Origin of the sequence: Thalassospira sp. B30-1, from assembly GCF_015767575.1 — a bacterium.
In the GTDB taxonomy this organism is placed as follows: Bacteria; Pseudomonadota; Alphaproteobacteria; order Rhodospirillales; family Thalassospiraceae; genus Thalassospira; species Thalassospira xiamenensis.
Window position 1 is genome coordinate 4770840 of the sequence record NZ_CP065232.1, and the last position, 17692, is coordinate 4788531.

The window sequence follows — 17692 nt, forward strand, 5'->3', positions numbered from 1 at the left end:
GCAGAAATTTTGCTAAAGTCCAGTATCAGGCGCAATCATAAACAAATCGTATTGCGGAATGTTCTGAAAACTTCCAGCCGGTTGCGCATGCATCACTATATCTTAAAACGCAAAACGGACCGCCATCGAAATGCCGCGGTCCGTTATAAGGGGATAATGCCTTCCCGATCCTGGGTCAGGCGGCTTTAACCGCCCGATTACCCCGCAGGAAATTGAGCATCCATTTGGCAAACAGTTGGCTATCAAGCTTTTCGTCAAGTGACTTGGTTGCCTTTGAATGTACGTCTTCGGGCAACAATGTGTATCGTGCCTTCAGCAATGCTTCTTCATAGGGGCGCTGGAATTCCGGATGCGGCTGGATCGAAGCAGCGGTTTCGCCGTATTGAATAGCGGCATAGGGGCAGAATTCGGAGCTTGCCCAAACATTTGCGCCTTCGGGCAATTCTATCACCTGATCCTGATGGAATGCGTTCAGCTTGAACTTGGCTGGCGCATTTCCAAGCCAGATCGGGGCCGTTTTGCTGGTGGTGTATTCATGAACACCAATACCCCAGCCTTTGTCAGATTTGACGACCGTGCCACCAAGGGCGGCTGCCAGAATCTGGTGACCAAAGCAGACCCCGAAAACAGGAATTTGTGCGGCGACGATATCGCGAAGCAATTCCTGCAAACGGATCATCCAGGGTTCGTTTTCATAAACACCATGCTTTGATCCGGTCACAATCCAGGCATCGACGGCATTCAGGTCTTCGGGGAATTGATCCAAAAGTACAGTCCAGGTCTGGAAGGCAAGCTCGGGATCCAATGCGCCAAGCATGGTTTCGAACATGGATGGATAGCTTTTGAATTCATCGCGAAGTTCTTCCGGAACAAGACCGGTTTCAAGAATGCCGATTTTCATGCGAGGCCTTTGAAATCATACTGTGATGTTGTTTTGCACATATGCCAGTGTCGCTGCAAAGACAAGCATGTTGCAGCAAGATTTCAGGCTTTCCAGACTAGTCGCCACAAATTTTGAATGCTAACAGATTGATTTCCCTGCGAATGGCAATTTGTGGCGTATGGCTGGTTTGCGTGGCGCACTTGCCATAAAGGTTAAGGTTTTCGCTATTTTTGCGCGATTGCGGCCTGATCCAATGTGTTCATCATCAGTTTATGCACGATCATTCCGGCGATCATCGCGATCACAAAAATGATTGTTTCGATATGCCCAAAGGCAAGCGCACTAATCGCGGGACCCGGGCAATAGCCAACCATGCCCCACCCAATGCCGAACAATAGCCCGCCAATAACCAGATTGCGGTCAATGTCGCGTCGTTTCGGCAGTTCTATTGTCCCGCCGCAAATGGCAGTTCTGCGGGATTGGGCAAAGCGAAATATCGGGAATGCGATAACAAGGGCACCCGCCATGACGAACGCAAGGCTGGGGTCCCAGTTTCCGGTCTGGATCGCTGCGATATCAAGGAAACCAAGAACCTTTTGGGGGTCTGTCATCCCCGAAATGATTAGGCCCAAGCCGAACAGGGCGCCACAGAAAGCAGAAGCAAGAATACGCATTGATTTAGCCCCCGATAACATGACGAATGACAAAGGTACTGGCCATGCCCGCGCCCATGAAACACAGGGTGGCGACCATTGATCGTGCTGACAGACGCGACAGGCCGCAAATTCCGTGTCCGCTGGTGCAGCCACTGCCAAGTCTCGTGCCAAACCCGACGATCAAGCCGGCTGCAATAATGACCGGCCATGAAGCGCTTACAATGCTTTGGGCATTGATCGGGGTGAGGGCCAACAGGATCATTGGAGCAATGATCATGCCAGAGATAAAGGCAAGTTTTTCAACGCGACCCGATGTCGGGCCTTTGCTGGTAAGCAGGCCTCCAAGGATGCCGCTGATGCCTGCAATGCGGCCATTGAGCAAAAGGTAAAGGCCTGAAGCCAGTCCGATCAGCGCACCACCCAGAAGTGCGGAATAAGGCGTAAAGTTTTCCATCTTGTTTCCCGGCAGCAAGAGGTTGAGGTAAATATTTATATTAATACATTATGTTTTAATCAAGTTATTCTGGTGATCGCCCGGATCATCCAAGACTATTCATCAACTGCGAAGTTTGTCGTGAATTCTGATGCAGAGGGACCAGATAAAATGATTTTGCAGCGTGCAAAAGCGATAAAATTAGATAAACATCTGATTTTAAATGATATTATCCATATTGCCAAAAGCGCGGATTCAGCTGATATAGCGATGATCGAGTTTTGATGCTGCCGGTCATTTGGCCGGAGCCTTTTCGGATTTCTTCATATACATGAGCAAAGATCGTTTGTTGGCCAGTCGGCGGCTTGATGTCGCGCTGGCGCTTGTCGGGCAGAATGATACCGAGGCCGCAATCGATGTGACCCGGGCGGCAATTTCGGCTGATCCCGATTGGGAAGAAGCACATTTTGTGCTGGGCGATATTTTCGAACGCATGGGACAGCACGAAAATGCGATCGAAGCTTTTCGTCAGTGCCTTGCTCTTGATCCGGTTGACCGTATGGGAGCCGAAGTTCGACTGACTTTGCTGGGTGCGGTTGCCATGCGCGATCGCTTGCCGCCTGATTATGTTCGGGCCCTGTTTGACGACTATGCACCACGTTTTGAAATCTCGTTGCGGGATCGCTTGGCCTATCGTGGGCCGGAGCTTCTTTTTGAAGCCATCCGGCCATACTTGCCGGAATTGTTGCGCCCGTTGCGGGTTCTTGATCTTGGTTGCGGTACAGGATTGGTCGCGGACGTTTTTGCGGGCCATGTTGACGTGATTGACGGTGTCGATCTATCGCCGCGCATGATTAACCGGGCAAAGGCAAAGGGTCTTTATCGAAATCTGATTGCCGGGGACATCACGGATTTGCCTGATGCGCTTGATCGCGACTATGGCTTGGTGGTTGCTGCTGATGTTCTGAATTATCTTGGCGATCTTGTCCCTGCGCTGCGGGCTGCCCACGAGCGGATTGTACCAGGTGGATTGATGGTTTTCTCACTTGAACATGGTGACACATTCCCGTTCGATCTTGGGCCGGGGCAAAGGTTCCGCCATCATGAACAGGCAATTCATGACTGGTTGAAAGATTGCCAGTTCAAAGTCATTGCCGATGTGATTGGAATTTTGCGACAGGAAAAGGGGAACCCTGTTTCAGGCCGTATTATGGTGGTTCGTGCAGGAGATGGTATCGCCGAATTGCTTGATGGTTTTGGACATCTTCCCGATCCGGAGCGTTCAATCGATCGCACCGTGCACTAAGCAGTATTTTGCATCCAGACGCTTTTGAAGGTCGTCCTTTGGACGGCCTTTTCATTTGGGAAAAGAATACTGAAACGACAAAACCCGTCGCTTTAGGCGACGGGTTTTGATGGTGGAGCCGATCAGGATCGAACTGACGACCTCTACAATGCCATTGTAGCGCTCTCCCAACTGAGCTACGGCCCCATTTTAGTCCGCGTCGCAACGATTTTGAGTGTTTCCGTTGCGGCGCGGGCGATATTTAGAAGGTTCACCAAATCTTGGCAAGACCTATTTTTAAAAAATCCTAGCGGTCGTCTTCGTCGCTTTCGACATGTTCGAGAACTTCGCCAAGATCATCGTCATCTTCACCAAGATCAGACGCATCCTCAAGGATATCGTCATCAATATCGGTGTCGACGTCGTCATCGAGATCGACGTCATCATCAAGATCTTCGTCTTCTTCCGGCTTCGGCTTTGCAACCGCGGCTTTCTTGATTTTGGTCACCCCGTCCGGGGTTGCGCATTTGGGGCACACGACCGGCGTACGATTCAAATCATAGTATTTGGTACCGCAGGCTTGGCAGTGACGTTTCTTACCGCGTGCTGACATTACGGCAAACCCTCTTAAATACCGTTTCATCAAAGAATGGGTTGAAGGCCGAATTCACCTTCTTCTAGTTGGCCCAATTGCCATCTTGGGGCGGGCTTGTCAAAAGGAAATTGTCCGATTTTATTCCAAGCCTCAAAAAGGCGGGATTCTGCGCTACGCACCGCCATAAGCTTCAAGCAAAATTTGGCTTCGATACTGGTGCGTCAAAAGCGCATATGATACGTGTTTGCCCCCCGGCAATCGAACGTACCATTTGCGCCTGGACTTGCGGCGGCATCAAGGTACGGTTCAATGGTCGGAAAACGATTATTTGATGGTCACAACAAGACATAGACAGGCAGGCCCGATGAGCTCTTCGCAGACCAAACGTCCGCTTCAATCGCTGAAGTCCCGTGCGCTTAAAGGCGATATCCGGGTTCCCGGCGACAAATCAATTTCCCATCGTTCCCTGATGTTTGGCGGTCTTGCCATTGGTGAAACGAAAATTACCGGCCTGCTCGAAGGTGAAGATGTACTGGCAACCGCAGAAGCCATGCGCAAGCTTGGCGCGACCGTTAATCGCGATAATGACGGGACCTGGCATGTGACTGGTGTCGGGGTTGGCGCCTTGCGGGAACCCGATAGCGTCATTGACATGGGCAATGCGGGAACCGGTATTCGCCTGATGGCCGGGATTGTTGCGACCCATCCGATCACCACTTTCTTTACCGGTGATGCGTCGCTTTGCAAACGTCCGATGGGGCGTGTTGCCGACCCGCTTGCTGAATTCGGTGCGCAATTCATCACGCGTGAACGTGGTCGCCCGCCGATGGCCGTCATTGGAACCGATGAAGCAAAACCGGTGACATATACGCTGCCGATGGCATCCGCGCAGGTAAAATCGGCCGTGTTGCTTGCCGGTTTGAATACCGCCGGAACGACCACAGTGATCGAACCGAAACCATCGCGTGATCATACCGAACGCATGTTGCGTCATTTCGGTGTCGATGTTGATGTCAGCATCAATGACGATGGCGGCCGCACGGTCAGCCTGACCGGCCCGGTTGAAATGAAGGCGGCTGATATTGTGGTTCCCACAGATCCGAGCTCGGCGGCATTTCCGCTGGTGGCGGCTTTGATCAATCCGGAATCACAGGTTACCATCCGTGATGTCTGTTTAAACCCATTGCGGACCGGCCTGATCACGACGCTTATTGAAATGGGCGGTGACATTACGATTGCTAACGAACGTGAAGAAGCCGGTGAAACCATCGGTGATCTTGTTGTTAGTGGTAAAAATCGCCTGACCGGCATTGTTGTGCCAGCAGAACGCGCGCCATCAATGATTGACGAATATCCGGTGCTGGCTGTTGCTGCTGCTTATGCGCAGGGTGAAACCCGAATGTGCGGACTTGAAGAATTGCGGGTTAAAGAATCGGATCGTCTTGCCGCTGTGGCCGCGGGTCTGGCAGCAAACGGGATCATTCATCGTATCGAAGGTGACGACCTTATTGTTACGGGTGGCGATGTGCCGGGTGGCGGCATGGTTGAGACCCACCTTGATCATCGCATTGCCATGTCGTTCCTTGTTCTTGGACTGGGCGCGAATGATCCGGTTGCGGTTGATGATGCCAACCCGATTGCGACCAGTTTTCCGAGTTTCGAAGCGCTGATGCGCGAACTTGGGGCCAACCTTGCCCCGGCTGGTTCGTAATCTGTTTCGCGGGCAGGCTTCTCTATTCACATACCGGGGCTCGTAATGCCGTTATTGGCACACAAGTATTAAGTGACATCAAAACAAACAGGGGCACCCGCGCATGATCATCGCAATTGACGGACCGGCAGCATCGGGAAAAGGTACTTTGGCGCGTCGAGTCGCTGCAGCAATGGACTATGCCTACCTTGATACCGGACTTTTATACCGGGCAACGGGCGCAAAGGTTTTGGCGCTTGGGCTTGATCCTTCGAACGAGGATGCAGCGGTCGGGGTGGCAGAAAAACTTGGTGCCGACGATCTTGAGAGTGAAGAGCTTCGTAGCGAAGAAGTTGGAAGTGCCGCATCAAAAGTTGCAGCGATTCCAAAGGTTCGCGCGGTGTTGCTAGCTTTTCAGCGCAACCTTGCCAGCAGCCCGCCTGATGGCAAACGTGGTGCTGTTCTTGATGGTCGTGACATTGGCACGGTTGTCTGTCCGGATGCCCCGATCAAGTTCTATTTGACGGCCAGTGTCGAAGAACGTGCAAACCGTCGGTTCAAACAGTTGCAGGAAAAAAATCCCGCTGCTATATACGAGCGCGTTCTCAAGGAGCTTGAAGAACGGGATGCTCGAGACAGTGCGCGGGACGTTGCGCCGCTCAAGATGGCATCGGACGCAATCCACATCGATACGGATCGTCTGAATGCTGATGCGGTGTTTAATGCAGTCATGGCGCATATTCGGACCCATATGGGCGAGAATGACTGACACACGGGCGTTTTAACCGTCAAGCGACAGAACGATCTCAGGGGTTGTTACCCTAAGGTGAACGACATGTGCGTTCACCTTTTCGTCTATGGAAAACCGTTTGGTTTTTCGCGAACGGGATCGGGACATCGATTGGCAAAAACCCGCCGCGATTTTGTGGCAAGACCATCGGATACAACCGATTGGCCGGAATAGTGACGATACACTCGAAAGGAAGTCTCTTTAATGACAACCGCTGAACAAGCACAATTCTCCACCGGCGAAGATTTCGCCGCCCTGCTGGCCGAAAGCCTCGGTTCTGAAGACGAGGGCTTTATTGGCCGCGTGATGACCGGTACGGTCGTCAAAACCACCGACGACGATGCAATCGTCGACGTGGGTCTGAAGTCCGAAGGCCGCGTGCCGCTTAAAGAATTTGGCGCAGGCGACGTTAATATCGGCGATACCGTTGATGTTTATGTCGATCGCTATGAAAACAAAGATGGCCTGATCGTTCTGTCGCGCGAAAAAGCGCGTCGCGAAGAAGCCTGGGTCGAGCTGGAAAAACAGTTCAACGAAGGCAAACGCGTCGACGGTACCATCTTTGGTCGTGTTAAAGGCGGCTTCACTGTCGACCTGTCGGGCGCCGTGGCATTCCTGCCGGGCAGCCAGGTTGACATCCGTCCGGTTCGCGACGTTACCCCGCTGATGAACAACCCGCAGCCGTTCCAGATCCTGAAAATGGATCGTTCGCGCGGTAACATCGTGGTTTCGCGTCGTGCCGTTCTCGAAGAGACCCGTGCTGAACAGCGCGCCGAACTGATCCAGAACCTCCAGGAAGGTCAGGTTCTTGACGGTGTTGTCAAAAACATCACCGATTACGGCGCATTCGTCGATCTCGGCGGTGTTGACGGCCTGCTGCACGTCACCGACATCGCATGGAAGCGTATCAACCATCCGTCTGAAGCCCTTCAGATCGGTCAGACCGTCAAGGTCCAGGTTATCCGCTTCAACAGCGAAACCCAGCGTATCTCGCTTGGCATGAAACAGCTTGAAGCTGACCCGTGGGAAGGTGTCGAAGCCAAATACCCGGTCGGTTCGAAATTCGAAGGCCGTGTCACCAACATCACCGATTACGGCGCATTCGTCGAACTCGAAGCTGGTGTCGAAGGTCTGGTCCACGTTTCCGAAATGTCCTGGACCAAGAAAAACATCCACCCGGGCAAAATCGTTTCGACCTCGCAGGAAGTCGAAGTCATGGTGCTCGACGTCGATGCACAGAAACGCCGTATTTCGCTTGGTCTCAAGCAGTGCACCTCGAACCCGTGGGATGCCTTCTTGGCCGCTCATCCGGTCGAGTCCGAGATCGAAGGCGAAGTCAAGAACATCACCGAATTCGGTCTGTTCATTGGCCTTCTGGGCGGTATCGACGGTATGGCGCACCTCTCGGACCTGTCATGGGACCGCGCTGGTGAAGAAGTCATCAAAGAATACAAAAAAGGTGACATCGTCAAAGCCAAGGTTCTTGACGTTGACGTCGAGAAAGAACGCATCTCGCTTGGTATCAAACAGCTTTCGGGTGACCCGTTCAAAGAAGCCGTTACCGGCATCAAACGCGGCGAAACCGTAACCTGTGAAATCACCGAAGTTAACGATGGTGGTATCGAGGTTGCTGTTGGTGGCACCGATCTTAAAGGCTTCATCCGCAAGGCTGAACTCGCACGTGACCGTTCGGACCAGCGTCCGGAACGTTTCGCAGTTGGCGAGAAAGTCGATGCGCGTGTGACCACGATCGACGCCAAAACCCGCAAGGTTACCCTCTCGGTCAAAGCTCTTGAAGTTGCTGACGAGAAGAAAGCCATGGCGGATTATGGTTCGGCTGACAGCGGTGCATCGCTTGGTGATATCCTTGGCGAAGCACTTCGCAAGAAACAGGAAGGTGCCGAATAAGGCATCTGTTCCTGATCAAACAGGGTCTGCGACGGCAGATCATGAAGACGGGTCGTGCATTGCACGGCCCGTCAGACTGCTGACAAAGTCCTCGCCATTGGCGGGGACTTTTGATTCAATGGGGAATGCTTAAGAAACCCAGCCCACATCAAACCGAACTAGAGATGGTGACACTCGACAGTTTGGTCCCCAGCGATCATTTGCTTCGTAAGATCGATGCCGTGATCGATTTCAGTTTTATCCATGCGCGCGTGGCCGATTTGTACTGCGCGAACAATGGCCGTCCCGCCCTTGATCCGGTGATGATGTTTAAGGCGCTGTTCATTGGCTATCTGTTTGGCGTGCGCTCGGAGCGCCAGCTTGTGCGGGAGATTGAGGTCAATGTCGCCTATCGCTGGTTTTTGCAACTCAAGCTGACCGACAAGGTCTTTGATGCCTCGACCCTGTCGCAGAACCGGCGGCGTCGATATCATGATGCCAGTGTTGCGCAGGATATTTTTGACGAGATCGTCGAGCAGGCGATCAGGCACGGGCTGGTGGATGGCAAGGTTCTCTATACCGACAGCACGCATTTGAAGGCCGATGCCAACAAGAACAAATGGGACCGCGAAGTGGTTGCCAAATCGCGCGCGGCCTATTGGGATGATCTGGATCTGGCGATTGAGGAAGACCGGACGGCTCATGCGAAAAAGCCGCTCAAAGCCAAAGAACGCCAGCCGGTTGAGAAAGAAACCAAGATCAGCCGAACCGATCCCGACAGCGGATATATGGTGCGCGACGGTAAGCCCAAGGGCTTTTTCTATCTCGATCACCGCACGGTCGATGGCAAGCTTGGGATCATTACCGACAGTTACGCCACCCCGGCCAATCTGCATGACAGCATTCCCTATCTCGACCGTCTTGACCGACAAAGGCAGCGTTTTGACCTTGATGTTATCGCCGTCGGACTGGATGCGGGCTATGCGACCGCCGCGATTGCCAAAGGCCTTGAAGATCGTGACATCCTTGGCGTGACGGGCTATCGCCGCCCGAACCTTCGGGAAGGCTACATCCCCAAACGCAAATACGTTTATGACCCTGAACGTGATGCTTATCGCTGCCCCGAAGGTCAGCTTCTGTCTTATGCGACAACCGACCGAAATGGATACCGCCATTATCACAGCGACCCGGAAAAATGCCGCACCTGTCCTGTGCTGGCTTCCTGTACCGCCAATGCCCACCAGCGAAAAACTGTCACGCGCCATGTCTGGCAAGACGCCAGAGACCGGGCTGACGCCTATCGTCTGACAGAGTGGGGCAAGCGGGTTTACAAGCGCCGAAAAGAGACGGTCGAACGCTCTTTTGCAGATGCCAAACAGCTTCACGGTCATCGATATGCAAGGTTCCGGGGACTGATCAATGTCAAATGCCAATGTCTGCTGGCCGCCGCCGCCCAAAACATCAAGAAAATAGCCCTGGCTTTGGGCCCCAAGGGGCCAATCGCCGAGGCATAATCCCCTCGGCACACTCAAGCCAGCTTTCAAACACCTCTAAAAGAAAAACCCCGCCAAAATATGACGGGGTTTGTCAGCGGTCTGACGGGTCGTGCATTGCACGGCCCGTTTTTTTATCAATTTTGTTCAAAATTCCCCGTTTGGACGCGACTTTGCCGTCGCCGTGTCATTTTTTAGCGAGAATTTTGGTTTCAAACAGTTTTTGTCCTTGCCAAGCGAATGAAGAAAAACCATTTGAAAAGGCAGGTTTTTGAAGCTGTTAGTTCATACTGAATACCGGGGCACATTAAATGGCACTTGATGCCGATATCCTTCTTGATCGTCGACGTTTGAAAAAATCGATTTTCCGCTGGCGGGTCCTGGCGGTCGTTGCCGTCATCATTGCCATCGTGATCGCCTTTGCACGCAGCGGCGCAAGTGACGCCGTATGGGGCAATATTGGTCCGCGCATTGTCGAGGTGAACATCGAAGGGGTGATTACAGAAGATCCCTATCTTCTGGATGCGCTGGAGGAGATTGAAGAAGACAGCGATGTCGCAGGTGTAATTGTCCATATCAACAGCCCCGGTGGCACCATGGTCGGTGGCGAGGCGCTGTTTGAAAGCCTGCGCCGGATTGGTGAAACCCGACCGATCGTTGCTGAAATGGGAACCGTGGCCGCATCGGGTGGTTATATGGCCGCCATTGCCGCCGATCATATTGTCGCCCATCGCGGGACGGTGACGGGATCGATTGGTGTGATTTTCCAGTCGATGAATTTCAACGGCACGCTGGAAAAGCTTGGTGTCGAGCCGCTAACGGTTAAAAGCGGCCCCCTGAAAGCCGTGCCAAACCCGTTTGAACCGACGGACGATGCCGCGCGAACGGCTATGGAAAGCCTGATTTCAGACATGTTTGGCGTGTTTGTCGACATGGTCGCTGAACGACGCGGCATGGATACCGATACCGTACGGAAATTGGCCGATGGTCGGGTTTATACCGGTCAGCAGGCCGTTGCGAACGGTCTGATCGACGAAATTGGTGGTCGACGCGAAGCTTTGCGTTGGCTGCAGGATGAAAAGGGTGTTGCACCCGATGTGGCAGTTGTGCCGCTTGAAATCGATTATCCGGATGACTCCCTCATGACGGTGTTATTCGAGGGAAATATCGGAAAAATGCTGTCATCTGAGGGGCTTAAACTTGACGGGTTGCTGACTGTCTGGCAACCTGAGTGAAAGCGCCGACGTGACGTAATCTAACCTTTGGTTGATTGGATATCTGTCAGAACGAACAGGATGGGGCCTGAATATGACAAAATCAGAACTGATCGCCCGGCTGGCCGAGATGAACCCGCATCTGTATCAGCGCGATGTGGAACGGATCGTGGCGACGATCTTTGACGAAATTACCGAGGCTCTGGCACGCGGGGATCGGGTTGAGCTGCGCGGCTTCGGCGCATTTTCCGTGAAACAGCGTGATTCCCGGGTCGGACGCAATCCGCGTACCGGTGAGGCTGTGCCTGTGGGCGAGAAAAAGGTTCCTTATTTCAAAACCGGGAAGCAGCTGCGCGAGCGTCTTAACTGACAGTTTACCGTTTTGAGCGGCTTGCTGTTCGTATGCGAACTGCGTTAAACCAAGCCTGCCGGGTTTTCACGGTGGCTGTAAAGTCATTTGAAAATATTTCCGTTTGACCATATCGGGTCCATGCTTTGGCTTGTCTGATGTGTGGGCTATGACACCATGCCTTTTTGCCCGTCGGCACCAGGAGTTAAAATGCGCATTCTCTATTGGATCATTTCCATTCCGCTTGCGATCCTGATTGCGATTTTTGCCGTGTCGAACCGGGCGTTGGTGACATTGTCGTTGTGGCCGTTACCCTATGAAGTCGATATGCCGCTTTTCCTGCCGATCATGGTTGCACTGTTGATCGGGCTTGGTATCGGCTTGACATATGAATGGCTGGTGCATGGCAAGCATCGTCGTGCGGTCAAGCGCATGGATACAGAATTGCGTCGATTGCGCCCGGAAGAAACCGGCAACGACACGCCAAATGACAACAAGGTGATCAGCCAGCAGAAAGCGTCCTGACAGGAAAGACTGCGACGCGCGGGCCAATATTGTGCCTATTTCGGGTTGGTATTTCGGTTAAAATCGGCTAAGTCATGCCCGGTCCGCCGCAACTTCGTGGGCCAATCATGAAATTCCAGCCCGCCGGAGGACCCATGACCCAAGCTATAGCCCCCCAAGACCGTATTTTTTGCGCCATCGACACCACTGATCTTGCACATGCAGTTGATCTGGCTTCTCGTTTGTGCGGAGTGATTGGTGGGGCGAAGCTTGGCAAGGAATTCTTTGCGGCCCACGGCCCGCAGGGCGTGCGTGAAGTCGCAAAAGCCGGGCTGCCGATTTTTCTGGATGTCAAATATCACGACATTCCCAATACCGTTGCTGGTGCCGTGCGTGCGGTAACGCCGCTTGGCCTCAGGATCGTGAATGTTCATGCCACGGGCGGCCTTGAGATGATGAAACGTGCTGGTGAAGCCGCACGTGAAGCCGCCGACAAAGCAGGTGTTAACGCGCCGTGGGTTATCGCGGTAACGATCCTGACCAGTCTGGATCAGGCTGACCTCGATGATGTTGGTCTGAGGGGACCGATCAGTGATCGTGTTGTCAAACTTGCCGAATTGACCCAGAAGGCCGGTCTGGACGGGGTTGTTTGTTCCGCACAGGAAATTACAGCGGCACGTGCGGCATGTGGACCTGATTTCAAATTGATCACACCGGGCATTCGGCCAACCTGGGCAAGTACAGATGATCAGAAACGCATTGTCACGCCGCACGATGCCATGGCGATGGGAACGGATGTGATGGTGATTGGTAGACCGATTACCAAAGCTGATGACCCGGTTGTGGCCGCAAAACGCATTGTTGCAGAACTCTCCTGATCCGATTTATCCATTTTGTAATTCACGCAGGTCCGGTGTTCAACCGGGCCTGTTTCAGTTGTGACGTAACCGCATAGTTTTTATGCCAATTTCGCGATGGTGGAATTTGTGCGCTGCACGCAGAATTGAATCGTTTCAAGCTTTCGGCTGATTAAAGCGCTTCGCAAACACGTCCGAAACTTGTCGCCCGACATTATCCCGCATTGGTGCGATGCACCCCTGGACATCCTGATCATGATAACTGCTGCTGCCCGTAATGGTTTCTTTGGAAACCTTCCGATCCTTGCTCTTGCGCTCGCATCCTTCGGGATCGGCACGACCGAATTTGTTATCATGGGATTGTTGCCGGATGTGGCGACAGATCTTGGTGTAAGTATTCCCGATGCCGGGTTGCTGGTTACCGGTTATGCGTTGGGTGTTACGTTTGGCGCGCCGTTTCTGGCGATTGCGACGTCAAAAATGGATCGTCGTCATGCCTTGCTGATGCTGATGGCAATTTTCATTTTCGGCAATTTCCTGTGTGCGATGGCACCGGACTACTGGCTTTTGATGGCGGCCCGTGTTGTGACCGCATTCTGCCATGGGGCATTCTTTGGTCTGGGGGCTGTTGTTGCGGCAAATCTTGTTGCGCCACATAAACGGGTACAGGCCATTGCCTTGATGTTTTCCGGTCTGACATTGGCGAATGTTCTTGGTGTCCCGTTTGGCACGGCACTTGGTCAGGAACTTGGTTGGCGTTCGACTTTCTGGGCGGTTGTCGGGATCGGGGTTTTTGCGGCTGTGGCACTTTATTTCTGTTTGCCGCGTAAAATCGCCGCATCGGGCGGTAGCTTGATTGCCGAAGCCCGGGCTCTGGCGAAAACCCAGGTTATCTTTGCCATGGCGATCAGTGTTCTGGCTTCTGCCAGCATGTTCAGCGTGTTTACCTATATCACCCCGATGTTGCAGAACATCACCGGCATTTCGGCACGGCAGGTGACCTATGTTCTGTTGCTGTTCGGTGCCGGTTTGACGATAGGCAACTATATCGGTGGCCGTCTGGGGGATTGGCGCCTGATGCCCGCGATCATTGCGACGTTTGTTCTCCTGATTGCGATACTTGCCGTATTTGCTGAAACCATCACCAATGTGATCCCTGCTGTGGTAACGGTTTTTGTCTGGGGGGTGGTTTCCTTTGCACTGGTTTCGCCGCTTCAGATGCGGGTGGTTAACGAAGCCACGGAGGCACCCAATCTTGCATCGACCCTTAATCAGGGGGCCTTCAATCTTGGTAATGCTTCTGGTGCCTGGTTTGGCGGTATCGCGATTACACAGGGCGTTTCCTATCAGGATATCCCATGGCTTGGTGCCGGGATTGCGGTGATTGCCTTAGTGTTTGCAGTCTGGAGCCACCTGATTGATCGCCGGGACGAGGCCTTTATCGAAACCGCAGCCAGCGCCTGACGGATTTCGGAACCAAATACAAAGCCCGCCGGAAACCATTCGGCGGGCTTTGTCGTGTTGTAAATAAGCTATGTAGAACCTTATCCGGTCCAAACCTGCATCTGATCCCAATACTGGCTGATGGTGCTGCCGTACTGGTCGATGATCAGTTTGATCGAAATCGCGATAGAGGTGACAACCAGAAGCGGGCGTACGAGCCGTGCACCGACCTTCATCACCATATGCGATCCGATCTGGGCGCCGATCAAAGAGCCGACGGCCATAACCGCTCCGATGATCCAGACGACTTCGCCACCGGCAATGAACATGACCAGTGACGCAAAATTTGATGTGAAGTTCAGAACCTTGGTATGAGCAGTTGCCTTTGTCATGTTGAAGCCAAGCAAGGCGACAAAAGCGATGGAAAAGAATGACCCGGTACCCGGTCCGAAAAAGCCGTCGTAAAAGCCGATGCCAAATCCAGCCGTAAAGGCAAATACGGACTTGCTGATGATCTGATGGGCGTCAATGTCACCAACGCGCGGCGAGAAAAGGAAATAAAGCGCAATCAGGATCAACAGGGCCGGAAGGATTTTAAGCAGGATGCTGGCATCAAGCATCTGTACCAGCACGGTGCCAAGTGCTGATCCGGCAAATGTCAGGACAATCGCCAGTACCATATCGCGCGGATCAACATAACCCTTACGGATAAAGTTGATTGAAGATGTCAGGCTGCCAAAGCTGCCCTGCAGCTTGTTGGTTGCCAAAGCCTGTGCCGGGGTAATGCCCGCCCAGAGCAGGGCCGGGATGGTAATCAATCCGCCGCCGCCGGCTATTGAATCAACCATGCCGGCGAAGGCTGCGACAGCAAAAAGTATCAGTAAAAGATCAACGCCAAATTCCATTGACTGAAATCCTGTGGATGGCACGTAAGGTGGGGCAGACGGGCCGGGTGGCAATAAACGGCGCAATCATATGTACTTGGCGGTTATCGTCCATTGTTACTTTGTAATGGCGACAATGTTGTTTGGTGTGCTGGCTTGCCAATCACCGGGCCGGGTTCTAGATATGTTTGACCCATTCATTTTGCGAGTTTTCCAATGCCTGAATTGCCTGAAGTCGAAACGGTGACACGCGGTCTGACGCCGGTGATGGAAGGTTTCGTGGTTGATCACGTTGTGCAACGCCGTCCAAACCTGCGTTTTCCATTTCCGGAAAATTTTGTGGGGCGCATGGCGGGGCGCCGGATCAATCAGCTGACCCGTCGGGCAAAATATATCCTGGGCTATCTGGATGACGGGCAGGTTCTGTTGGTCCATCTTGGAATGTCGGGCCGGATGACGATTTTTGATGATCCCTTGGTGCGGGTTCCAGCCCCTGCAAAGCACGATCACGTCGATTTTGTCATGCAGAGTGGCGCGGTTGTCCGGTTTACCGATCCGCGGCGGTTCGGTGTCATCACCCTGATTGCTGCGGACGAGGTTAACACCCACAAGATGCTTGCCGATATTGGGCCGGAACCATTGGGCAACAGTTTCAATGCGACCGTTCTGGCGGCGGGAATAGCCAAACGCGCAAGTCCGATCAAAACGGTGCTGCTTGATCAGCGATTGGTTGCGGGACTTGGTAATATATATGTATGCGAAGCATTGTTCAGATCGGGCATCGCGCCGGACCGTTTGGCCAAGGATTTGAAACCGGACGAGATTGAACGTCTTTATCGGGAAATCCGGTTGGTTCTTGAGGACGCGATTGCCGCCGGAGGATCGAGCCTGAAAGATCATCGTCAGGCCAATGGCGAGCTTGGCTATTTTCAGCACAGCTTCCGCGTCTATGGCCGAGAGGGTGAGGGTTGCTTTGCCGATGGTTGCGGCAGCACCGTCGGGCGAATCGTACAGGCAGGGCGATCAACCTTCTTCTGCCCGACATGTCAGAAATAAATCCCTGACCCGCATATGAACCGGGAAACCGACCTGGTTATCATTTGATCTTGCCGGTTTGGTTGCGGCCAGTAAATAAAATCGGTAAAACAGTATCAAAATATGGTTTCGACCGAATCGGCCTGCTTTTGAATGTGGGCGCGATTCTCCGACAAAGGATTAGCAGAATGTCTTACGAGAACATCATTGCCGAGGTTAAGGGTAATGTCGGTCTGATTACCCTTAACCGCCCGCAGGCGCTGAACGCACTTTGTGCGGCATTGATTACCGATATCGGTGAAGCGTTTGATCAGTTCGAAAATGATGAAAACATTCGCGCCATCGTCATTACCGGATCGGAACGGGCCTTTGCCGCCGGGGCCGACATCAAGGAAATGGCCGATTACGATTACATGGATGTTTATAAGAACGACTTCATCACCAAGGGCTGGACGCGGGTGGCAAGCTGCCGCAAGCCGGTTATTGCCGCCGTAGCGGGCTTTGCGCTTGGCGGCGGTTGTGAGCTTGCGATGATGTGCGACATCATTCTTGCGGCTGACACCGCAAAGTTTGGCCAGCCCGAAATCACCATCGGAACCATCCCCGGTGCGGGCGGGACACAACGCCTTACTCGCGCCATTGGCAAATCCAAGGCAATGGAAATGTGTCTTACCGGTCGGATGATGGATGCAGAGGAAGCTGAACGTTCGGGACTCGTTGCGCGAGTCGTCCCGGCCGACTCGCTTTTGGAAGAAGCCATGAAACTGGCCGATAAAATCGCTTCTTTCTCTGGCCCTGTTTCGATGAAGGTCAAAGAAAGTGTCAGCAAGTCCTATGAAATGACCCTGACGGAAGGGCTGATGTTTGAACGTCGCGAATTCCATTCGACCTTTGCCCTTGATGACCGTGCAGAAGGCATGAAAGCCTTTTCTGAAAAGAGAAAACCGGACTTCAAGCATCGTTGAATCTGATGGCTTATTGCCCCGGTACCGGCGATGTATTGCTGCCCTGTAGCAGTCAAGAGTCGTAAACCGCGGAAATTCACCGGGATTGAAGGTATCGGGGGTTGACGAGGGTTTCCGACGGAGCTATAAGCCGCGCTCCGAATTACGTAACATTTGTTTTAAGAGACAGGTTCGCAATGGCTCACCATAAATCGGCCAAGAAGCGCATTCGCCGCAACGCCGCACGTGCAGAAGTTAATGGTGCACGCATCGGTCGCATTCGTACCTTCGTTAAGAAGGTCGAGGCTGCGCTGAACGTTGGCGACAAAGATGCTGCTCTGGCTGCGCTGAAAATTGCAGAGCCGGAAATGGCGCGTGGCGCGCAGCTCGGCGTTCTGCATAAGAACACCGTCGCTCGCAAGGTCTCGCGTCTGACCGCTCGCGTCAAAGCGCTCTAATTTATCCCTTACGGGATGGCGAGTCGAAGGCCGTGCTTGTAGCACGGCCTTTTCGCTGCCCGGATTTCGTCGAATCACCTTTTGTTCCTTGGTTGCGGCATCGCAAAAAACCGCACAAACAAAGGACTGTTTTGGTGCCGAAATCCTTTTAACGTTCTGTTAAAGATCGCCTTGCCTGATGTGGATCGCATCAGTACAGTGTTTTGACTTCGCTGGCCGCGCAACGCGGCGAAAGACGAAGAACCAAAAAACAAAAGGCGCGAGTACGCTTCCAAGACTTGGTGGAAGACAG

General features: G+C 53.1%; 19 protein-coding genes and 1 tRNA gene. 14 read left to right on the forward strand and 6 right to left on the reverse strand.

Annotated elements, in window-relative coordinates; all coding sequences use genetic code 11:
- Positions 1-175: 175 nt before the first annotated feature.
- From IT971_RS22215 to IT971_RS22225, 3 genes are all read right to left on the reverse strand, one after another.
- Entirely contained in the window at positions 176-901 is a 726-nt protein-coding gene (locus IT971_RS22215) for a gamma-glutamyl-gamma-aminobutyrate hydrolase family protein (protein ID WP_063092150.1), read from the reverse strand.
- A 206-nt stretch (positions 902-1107) separates the two neighbouring features.
- Complete coding sequence (locus tag IT971_RS22220) at positions 1108-1557, reverse strand: YeeE/YedE family protein (protein WP_007088350.1); 450 nt, start codon at positions 1555-1557, stop codon at positions 1108-1110.
- Positions 1558-1561: 4 nt separating this feature from the next.
- Positions 1562-1993: a YeeE/YedE family protein gene (locus tag IT971_RS22225; RefSeq protein WP_037989156.1), complete on the reverse strand. Its 432-nt coding sequence runs from the start codon at positions 1991-1993 to the stop codon at positions 1562-1564.
- Positions 1994-2113: 120 nt separating this feature from the next.
- On the opposite strand from IT971_RS22225, the gene IT971_RS22230 reads away from it, so the two are divergent.
- Positions 2114-2257: a hypothetical protein gene (locus IT971_RS22230; protein WP_156487995.1), complete on the forward strand. Its 144-nt coding sequence runs from the start codon at positions 2114-2116 to the stop codon at positions 2255-2257.
- Positions 2258-2303: 46 nt separating this feature from the next.
- The gene (locus tag IT971_RS22235) at positions 2304-3278 is read left to right on the forward strand and encodes a methyltransferase domain-containing protein (RefSeq protein ID WP_063092149.1); all 975 of its coding nucleotides are present in this window, start codon (positions 2304-2306) and stop codon (positions 3276-3278) included.
- Positions 3279-3388: 110 nt separating this feature from the next.
- Here the strand turns inward: IT971_RS22235 and IT971_RS22240 are convergent.
- Positions 3389-3464 (reverse strand) — tRNA-Ala (locus IT971_RS22240).
- 100 nt (positions 3465-3564) lie between these two features.
- The gene (locus tag IT971_RS22245) at positions 3565-3870 is read right to left on the reverse strand and encodes an FYDLN acid domain-containing protein (protein WP_007088347.1); all 306 of its coding nucleotides are present in this window, start codon (positions 3868-3870) and stop codon (positions 3565-3567) included.
- A 346-nt stretch (positions 3871-4216) separates the two neighbouring features.
- On the opposite strand from IT971_RS22245, the gene aroA reads away from it, so the two are divergent.
- The 9 genes from aroA (at position 4217) to IT971_RS22290 (ending at position 14100) form a co-directional block, all read left to right on the forward strand.
- A complete protein-coding gene (aroA, locus tag IT971_RS22250; RefSeq protein ID WP_063092148.1) occupies positions 4217-5563 on the forward strand; it encodes a 3-phosphoshikimate 1-carboxyvinyltransferase in 1347 nt (448 codons plus the stop codon).
- Between the two features lie 103 nt (positions 5564-5666).
- Positions 5667-6311: a (d)CMP kinase gene (gene cmk, locus IT971_RS22255; protein WP_063092147.1), complete on the forward strand. Its 645-nt coding sequence runs from the start codon at positions 5667-5669 to the stop codon at positions 6309-6311.
- Positions 6312-6536: 225 nt separating this feature from the next.
- Positions 6537-8240 (forward strand): 30S ribosomal protein S1, encoded by a 1704-nt coding sequence (rpsA, locus tag IT971_RS22260; protein WP_007088344.1) that lies wholly within the window; start codon positions 6537-6539, stop codon positions 8238-8240.
- 125 nt (positions 8241-8365) lie between these two features.
- On the forward strand, positions 8366-9733 hold the full coding sequence (locus IT971_RS22265; RefSeq protein ID WP_065701882.1) for an IS1182 family transposase: 1368 nt from the start codon (positions 8366-8368) through the stop codon (positions 9731-9733).
- Between the two features lie 290 nt (positions 9734-10023).
- Positions 10024-10947, forward strand: coding sequence for a signal peptide peptidase SppA (sppA, locus tag IT971_RS22270; RefSeq protein WP_063092084.1), 924 nt, complete (start codon positions 10024-10026; stop codon positions 10945-10947).
- Positions 10948-11020: 73 nt separating this feature from the next.
- Positions 11021-11296 (forward strand): integration host factor subunit beta, encoded by a 276-nt coding sequence (gene ihfB, locus IT971_RS22275; protein WP_007088342.1) that lies wholly within the window; start codon positions 11021-11023, stop codon positions 11294-11296.
- A 189-nt stretch (positions 11297-11485) separates the two neighbouring features.
- Entirely contained in the window at positions 11486-11800 is a 315-nt protein-coding gene (locus IT971_RS22280; RefSeq protein WP_063092085.1) for a lipopolysaccharide assembly LapA domain-containing protein, read from the forward strand.
- A gap of 134 nt (positions 11801-11934) precedes the next feature.
- The gene (gene pyrF, locus IT971_RS22285; protein WP_063092086.1) at positions 11935-12657 is read left to right on the forward strand and encodes an orotidine-5'-phosphate decarboxylase; all 723 of its coding nucleotides are present in this window, start codon (positions 11935-11937) and stop codon (positions 12655-12657) included.
- Between the two features lie 234 nt (positions 12658-12891).
- The gene (locus IT971_RS22290; RefSeq protein ID WP_063092142.1) at positions 12892-14100 is read left to right on the forward strand and encodes an MFS transporter; all 1209 of its coding nucleotides are present in this window, start codon (positions 12892-12894) and stop codon (positions 14098-14100) included.
- 80 nt (positions 14101-14180) lie between these two features.
- Here the strand turns inward: IT971_RS22290 and IT971_RS22295 are convergent, their stop codons facing one another.
- A complete protein-coding gene (locus IT971_RS22295; protein ID WP_063092087.1) occupies positions 14181-14984 on the reverse strand; it encodes a TSUP family transporter in 804 nt (267 codons plus the stop codon).
- A 195-nt stretch (positions 14985-15179) separates the two neighbouring features.
- Here IT971_RS22295 and mutM point away from each other — a divergent pair, with 195 nt between their 5' ends.
- From mutM to rpsT, 3 genes are all read left to right on the forward strand, one after another.
- Positions 15180-16019, forward strand: a complete 840-nt coding sequence (gene mutM, locus IT971_RS22300) for a bifunctional DNA-formamidopyrimidine glycosylase/DNA-(apurinic or apyrimidinic site) lyase (protein ID WP_063092088.1) — start codon at positions 15180-15182, stop codon at positions 16017-16019.
- A gap of 167 nt (positions 16020-16186) precedes the next feature.
- Positions 16187-16963: an enoyl-CoA hydratase gene (locus IT971_RS22305; protein WP_063092089.1), complete on the forward strand. Its 777-nt coding sequence runs from the start codon at positions 16187-16189 to the stop codon at positions 16961-16963.
- Positions 16964-17139: 176 nt separating this feature from the next.
- Complete coding sequence (gene rpsT / locus IT971_RS22310; protein ID WP_007088335.1) at positions 17140-17400, forward strand: 30S ribosomal protein S20; 261 nt, start codon at positions 17140-17142, stop codon at positions 17398-17400.
- Positions 17401-17692 lie beyond the last annotated feature (292 nt).

Excerpts from the sequence above, each read along its gene's own strand:
- cmk (WP_063092147.1), top strand. The coding sequence starts at position 5,667 with ATGATCATCGCAATTGACGGACCGGCAGCATCGGGAAAAGGTACTTTG.
- IT971_RS22280 (WP_063092085.1), top strand. The coding sequence starts at position 11,486 with ATGCGCATTCTCTATTGGATCATTTCCATTCCGCTTGCGATCCTGATT.
- IT971_RS22215 (WP_063092150.1), bottom strand. The coding sequence starts at position 901 with ATGAAAATCGGCATTCTTGAAACCGGTCTTGTTCCGGAAGAACTTCGC.
- pyrF (WP_063092086.1), top strand. The coding sequence starts at position 11,935 with ATGACCCAAGCTATAGCCCCCCAAGACCGTATTTTTTGCGCCATCGAC.
- IT971_RS22290 (WP_063092142.1), top strand. The coding sequence starts at position 12,892 with ATGATAACTGCTGCTGCCCGTAATGGTTTCTTTGGAAACCTTCCGATC.
- IT971_RS22225 (WP_037989156.1), bottom strand. The coding sequence starts at position 1,993 with ATGGAAAACTTTACGCCTTATTCCGCACTTCTGGGTGGTGCGCTGATC.
- rpsA (WP_007088344.1), top strand. The coding sequence starts at position 6,537 with ATGACAACCGCTGAACAAGCACAATTCTCCACCGGCGAAGATTTCGCC.
- mutM (WP_063092088.1), top strand. The coding sequence starts at position 15,180 with ATGCCTGAATTGCCTGAAGTCGAAACGGTGACACGCGGTCTGACGCCG.
- IT971_RS22245 (WP_007088347.1), bottom strand. The coding sequence starts at position 3,870 with ATGTCAGCACGCGGTAAGAAACGTCACTGCCAAGCCTGCGGTACCAAA.
- IT971_RS22220 (WP_007088350.1), bottom strand. The coding sequence starts at position 1,557 with ATGCGTATTCTTGCTTCTGCTTTCTGTGGCGCCCTGTTCGGCTTGGGC.
- IT971_RS22265 (WP_065701882.1), top strand. The coding sequence starts at position 8,366 with ATGCTTAAGAAACCCAGCCCACATCAAACCGAACTAGAGATGGTGACA.
- IT971_RS22235 (WP_063092149.1), top strand. The coding sequence starts at position 2,304 with ATGAGCAAAGATCGTTTGTTGGCCAGTCGGCGGCTTGATGTCGCGCTG.
- rpsT (WP_007088335.1), top strand. The coding sequence starts at position 17,140 with ATGGCTCACCATAAATCGGCCAAGAAGCGCATTCGCCGCAACGCCGCA.
- IT971_RS22305 (WP_063092089.1), top strand. The coding sequence starts at position 16,187 with ATGTCTTACGAGAACATCATTGCCGAGGTTAAGGGTAATGTCGGTCTG.
- sppA (WP_063092084.1), top strand. The coding sequence starts at position 10,024 with ATGGCACTTGATGCCGATATCCTTCTTGATCGTCGACGTTTGAAAAAA.
- aroA (WP_063092148.1), top strand. The coding sequence starts at position 4,217 with ATGAGCTCTTCGCAGACCAAACGTCCGCTTCAATCGCTGAAGTCCCGT.
- IT971_RS22295 (WP_063092087.1), bottom strand. The coding sequence starts at position 14,984 with ATGGAATTTGGCGTTGATCTTTTACTGATACTTTTTGCTGTCGCAGCC.
- ihfB (WP_007088342.1), top strand. The coding sequence starts at position 11,021 with ATGACAAAATCAGAACTGATCGCCCGGCTGGCCGAGATGAACCCGCAT.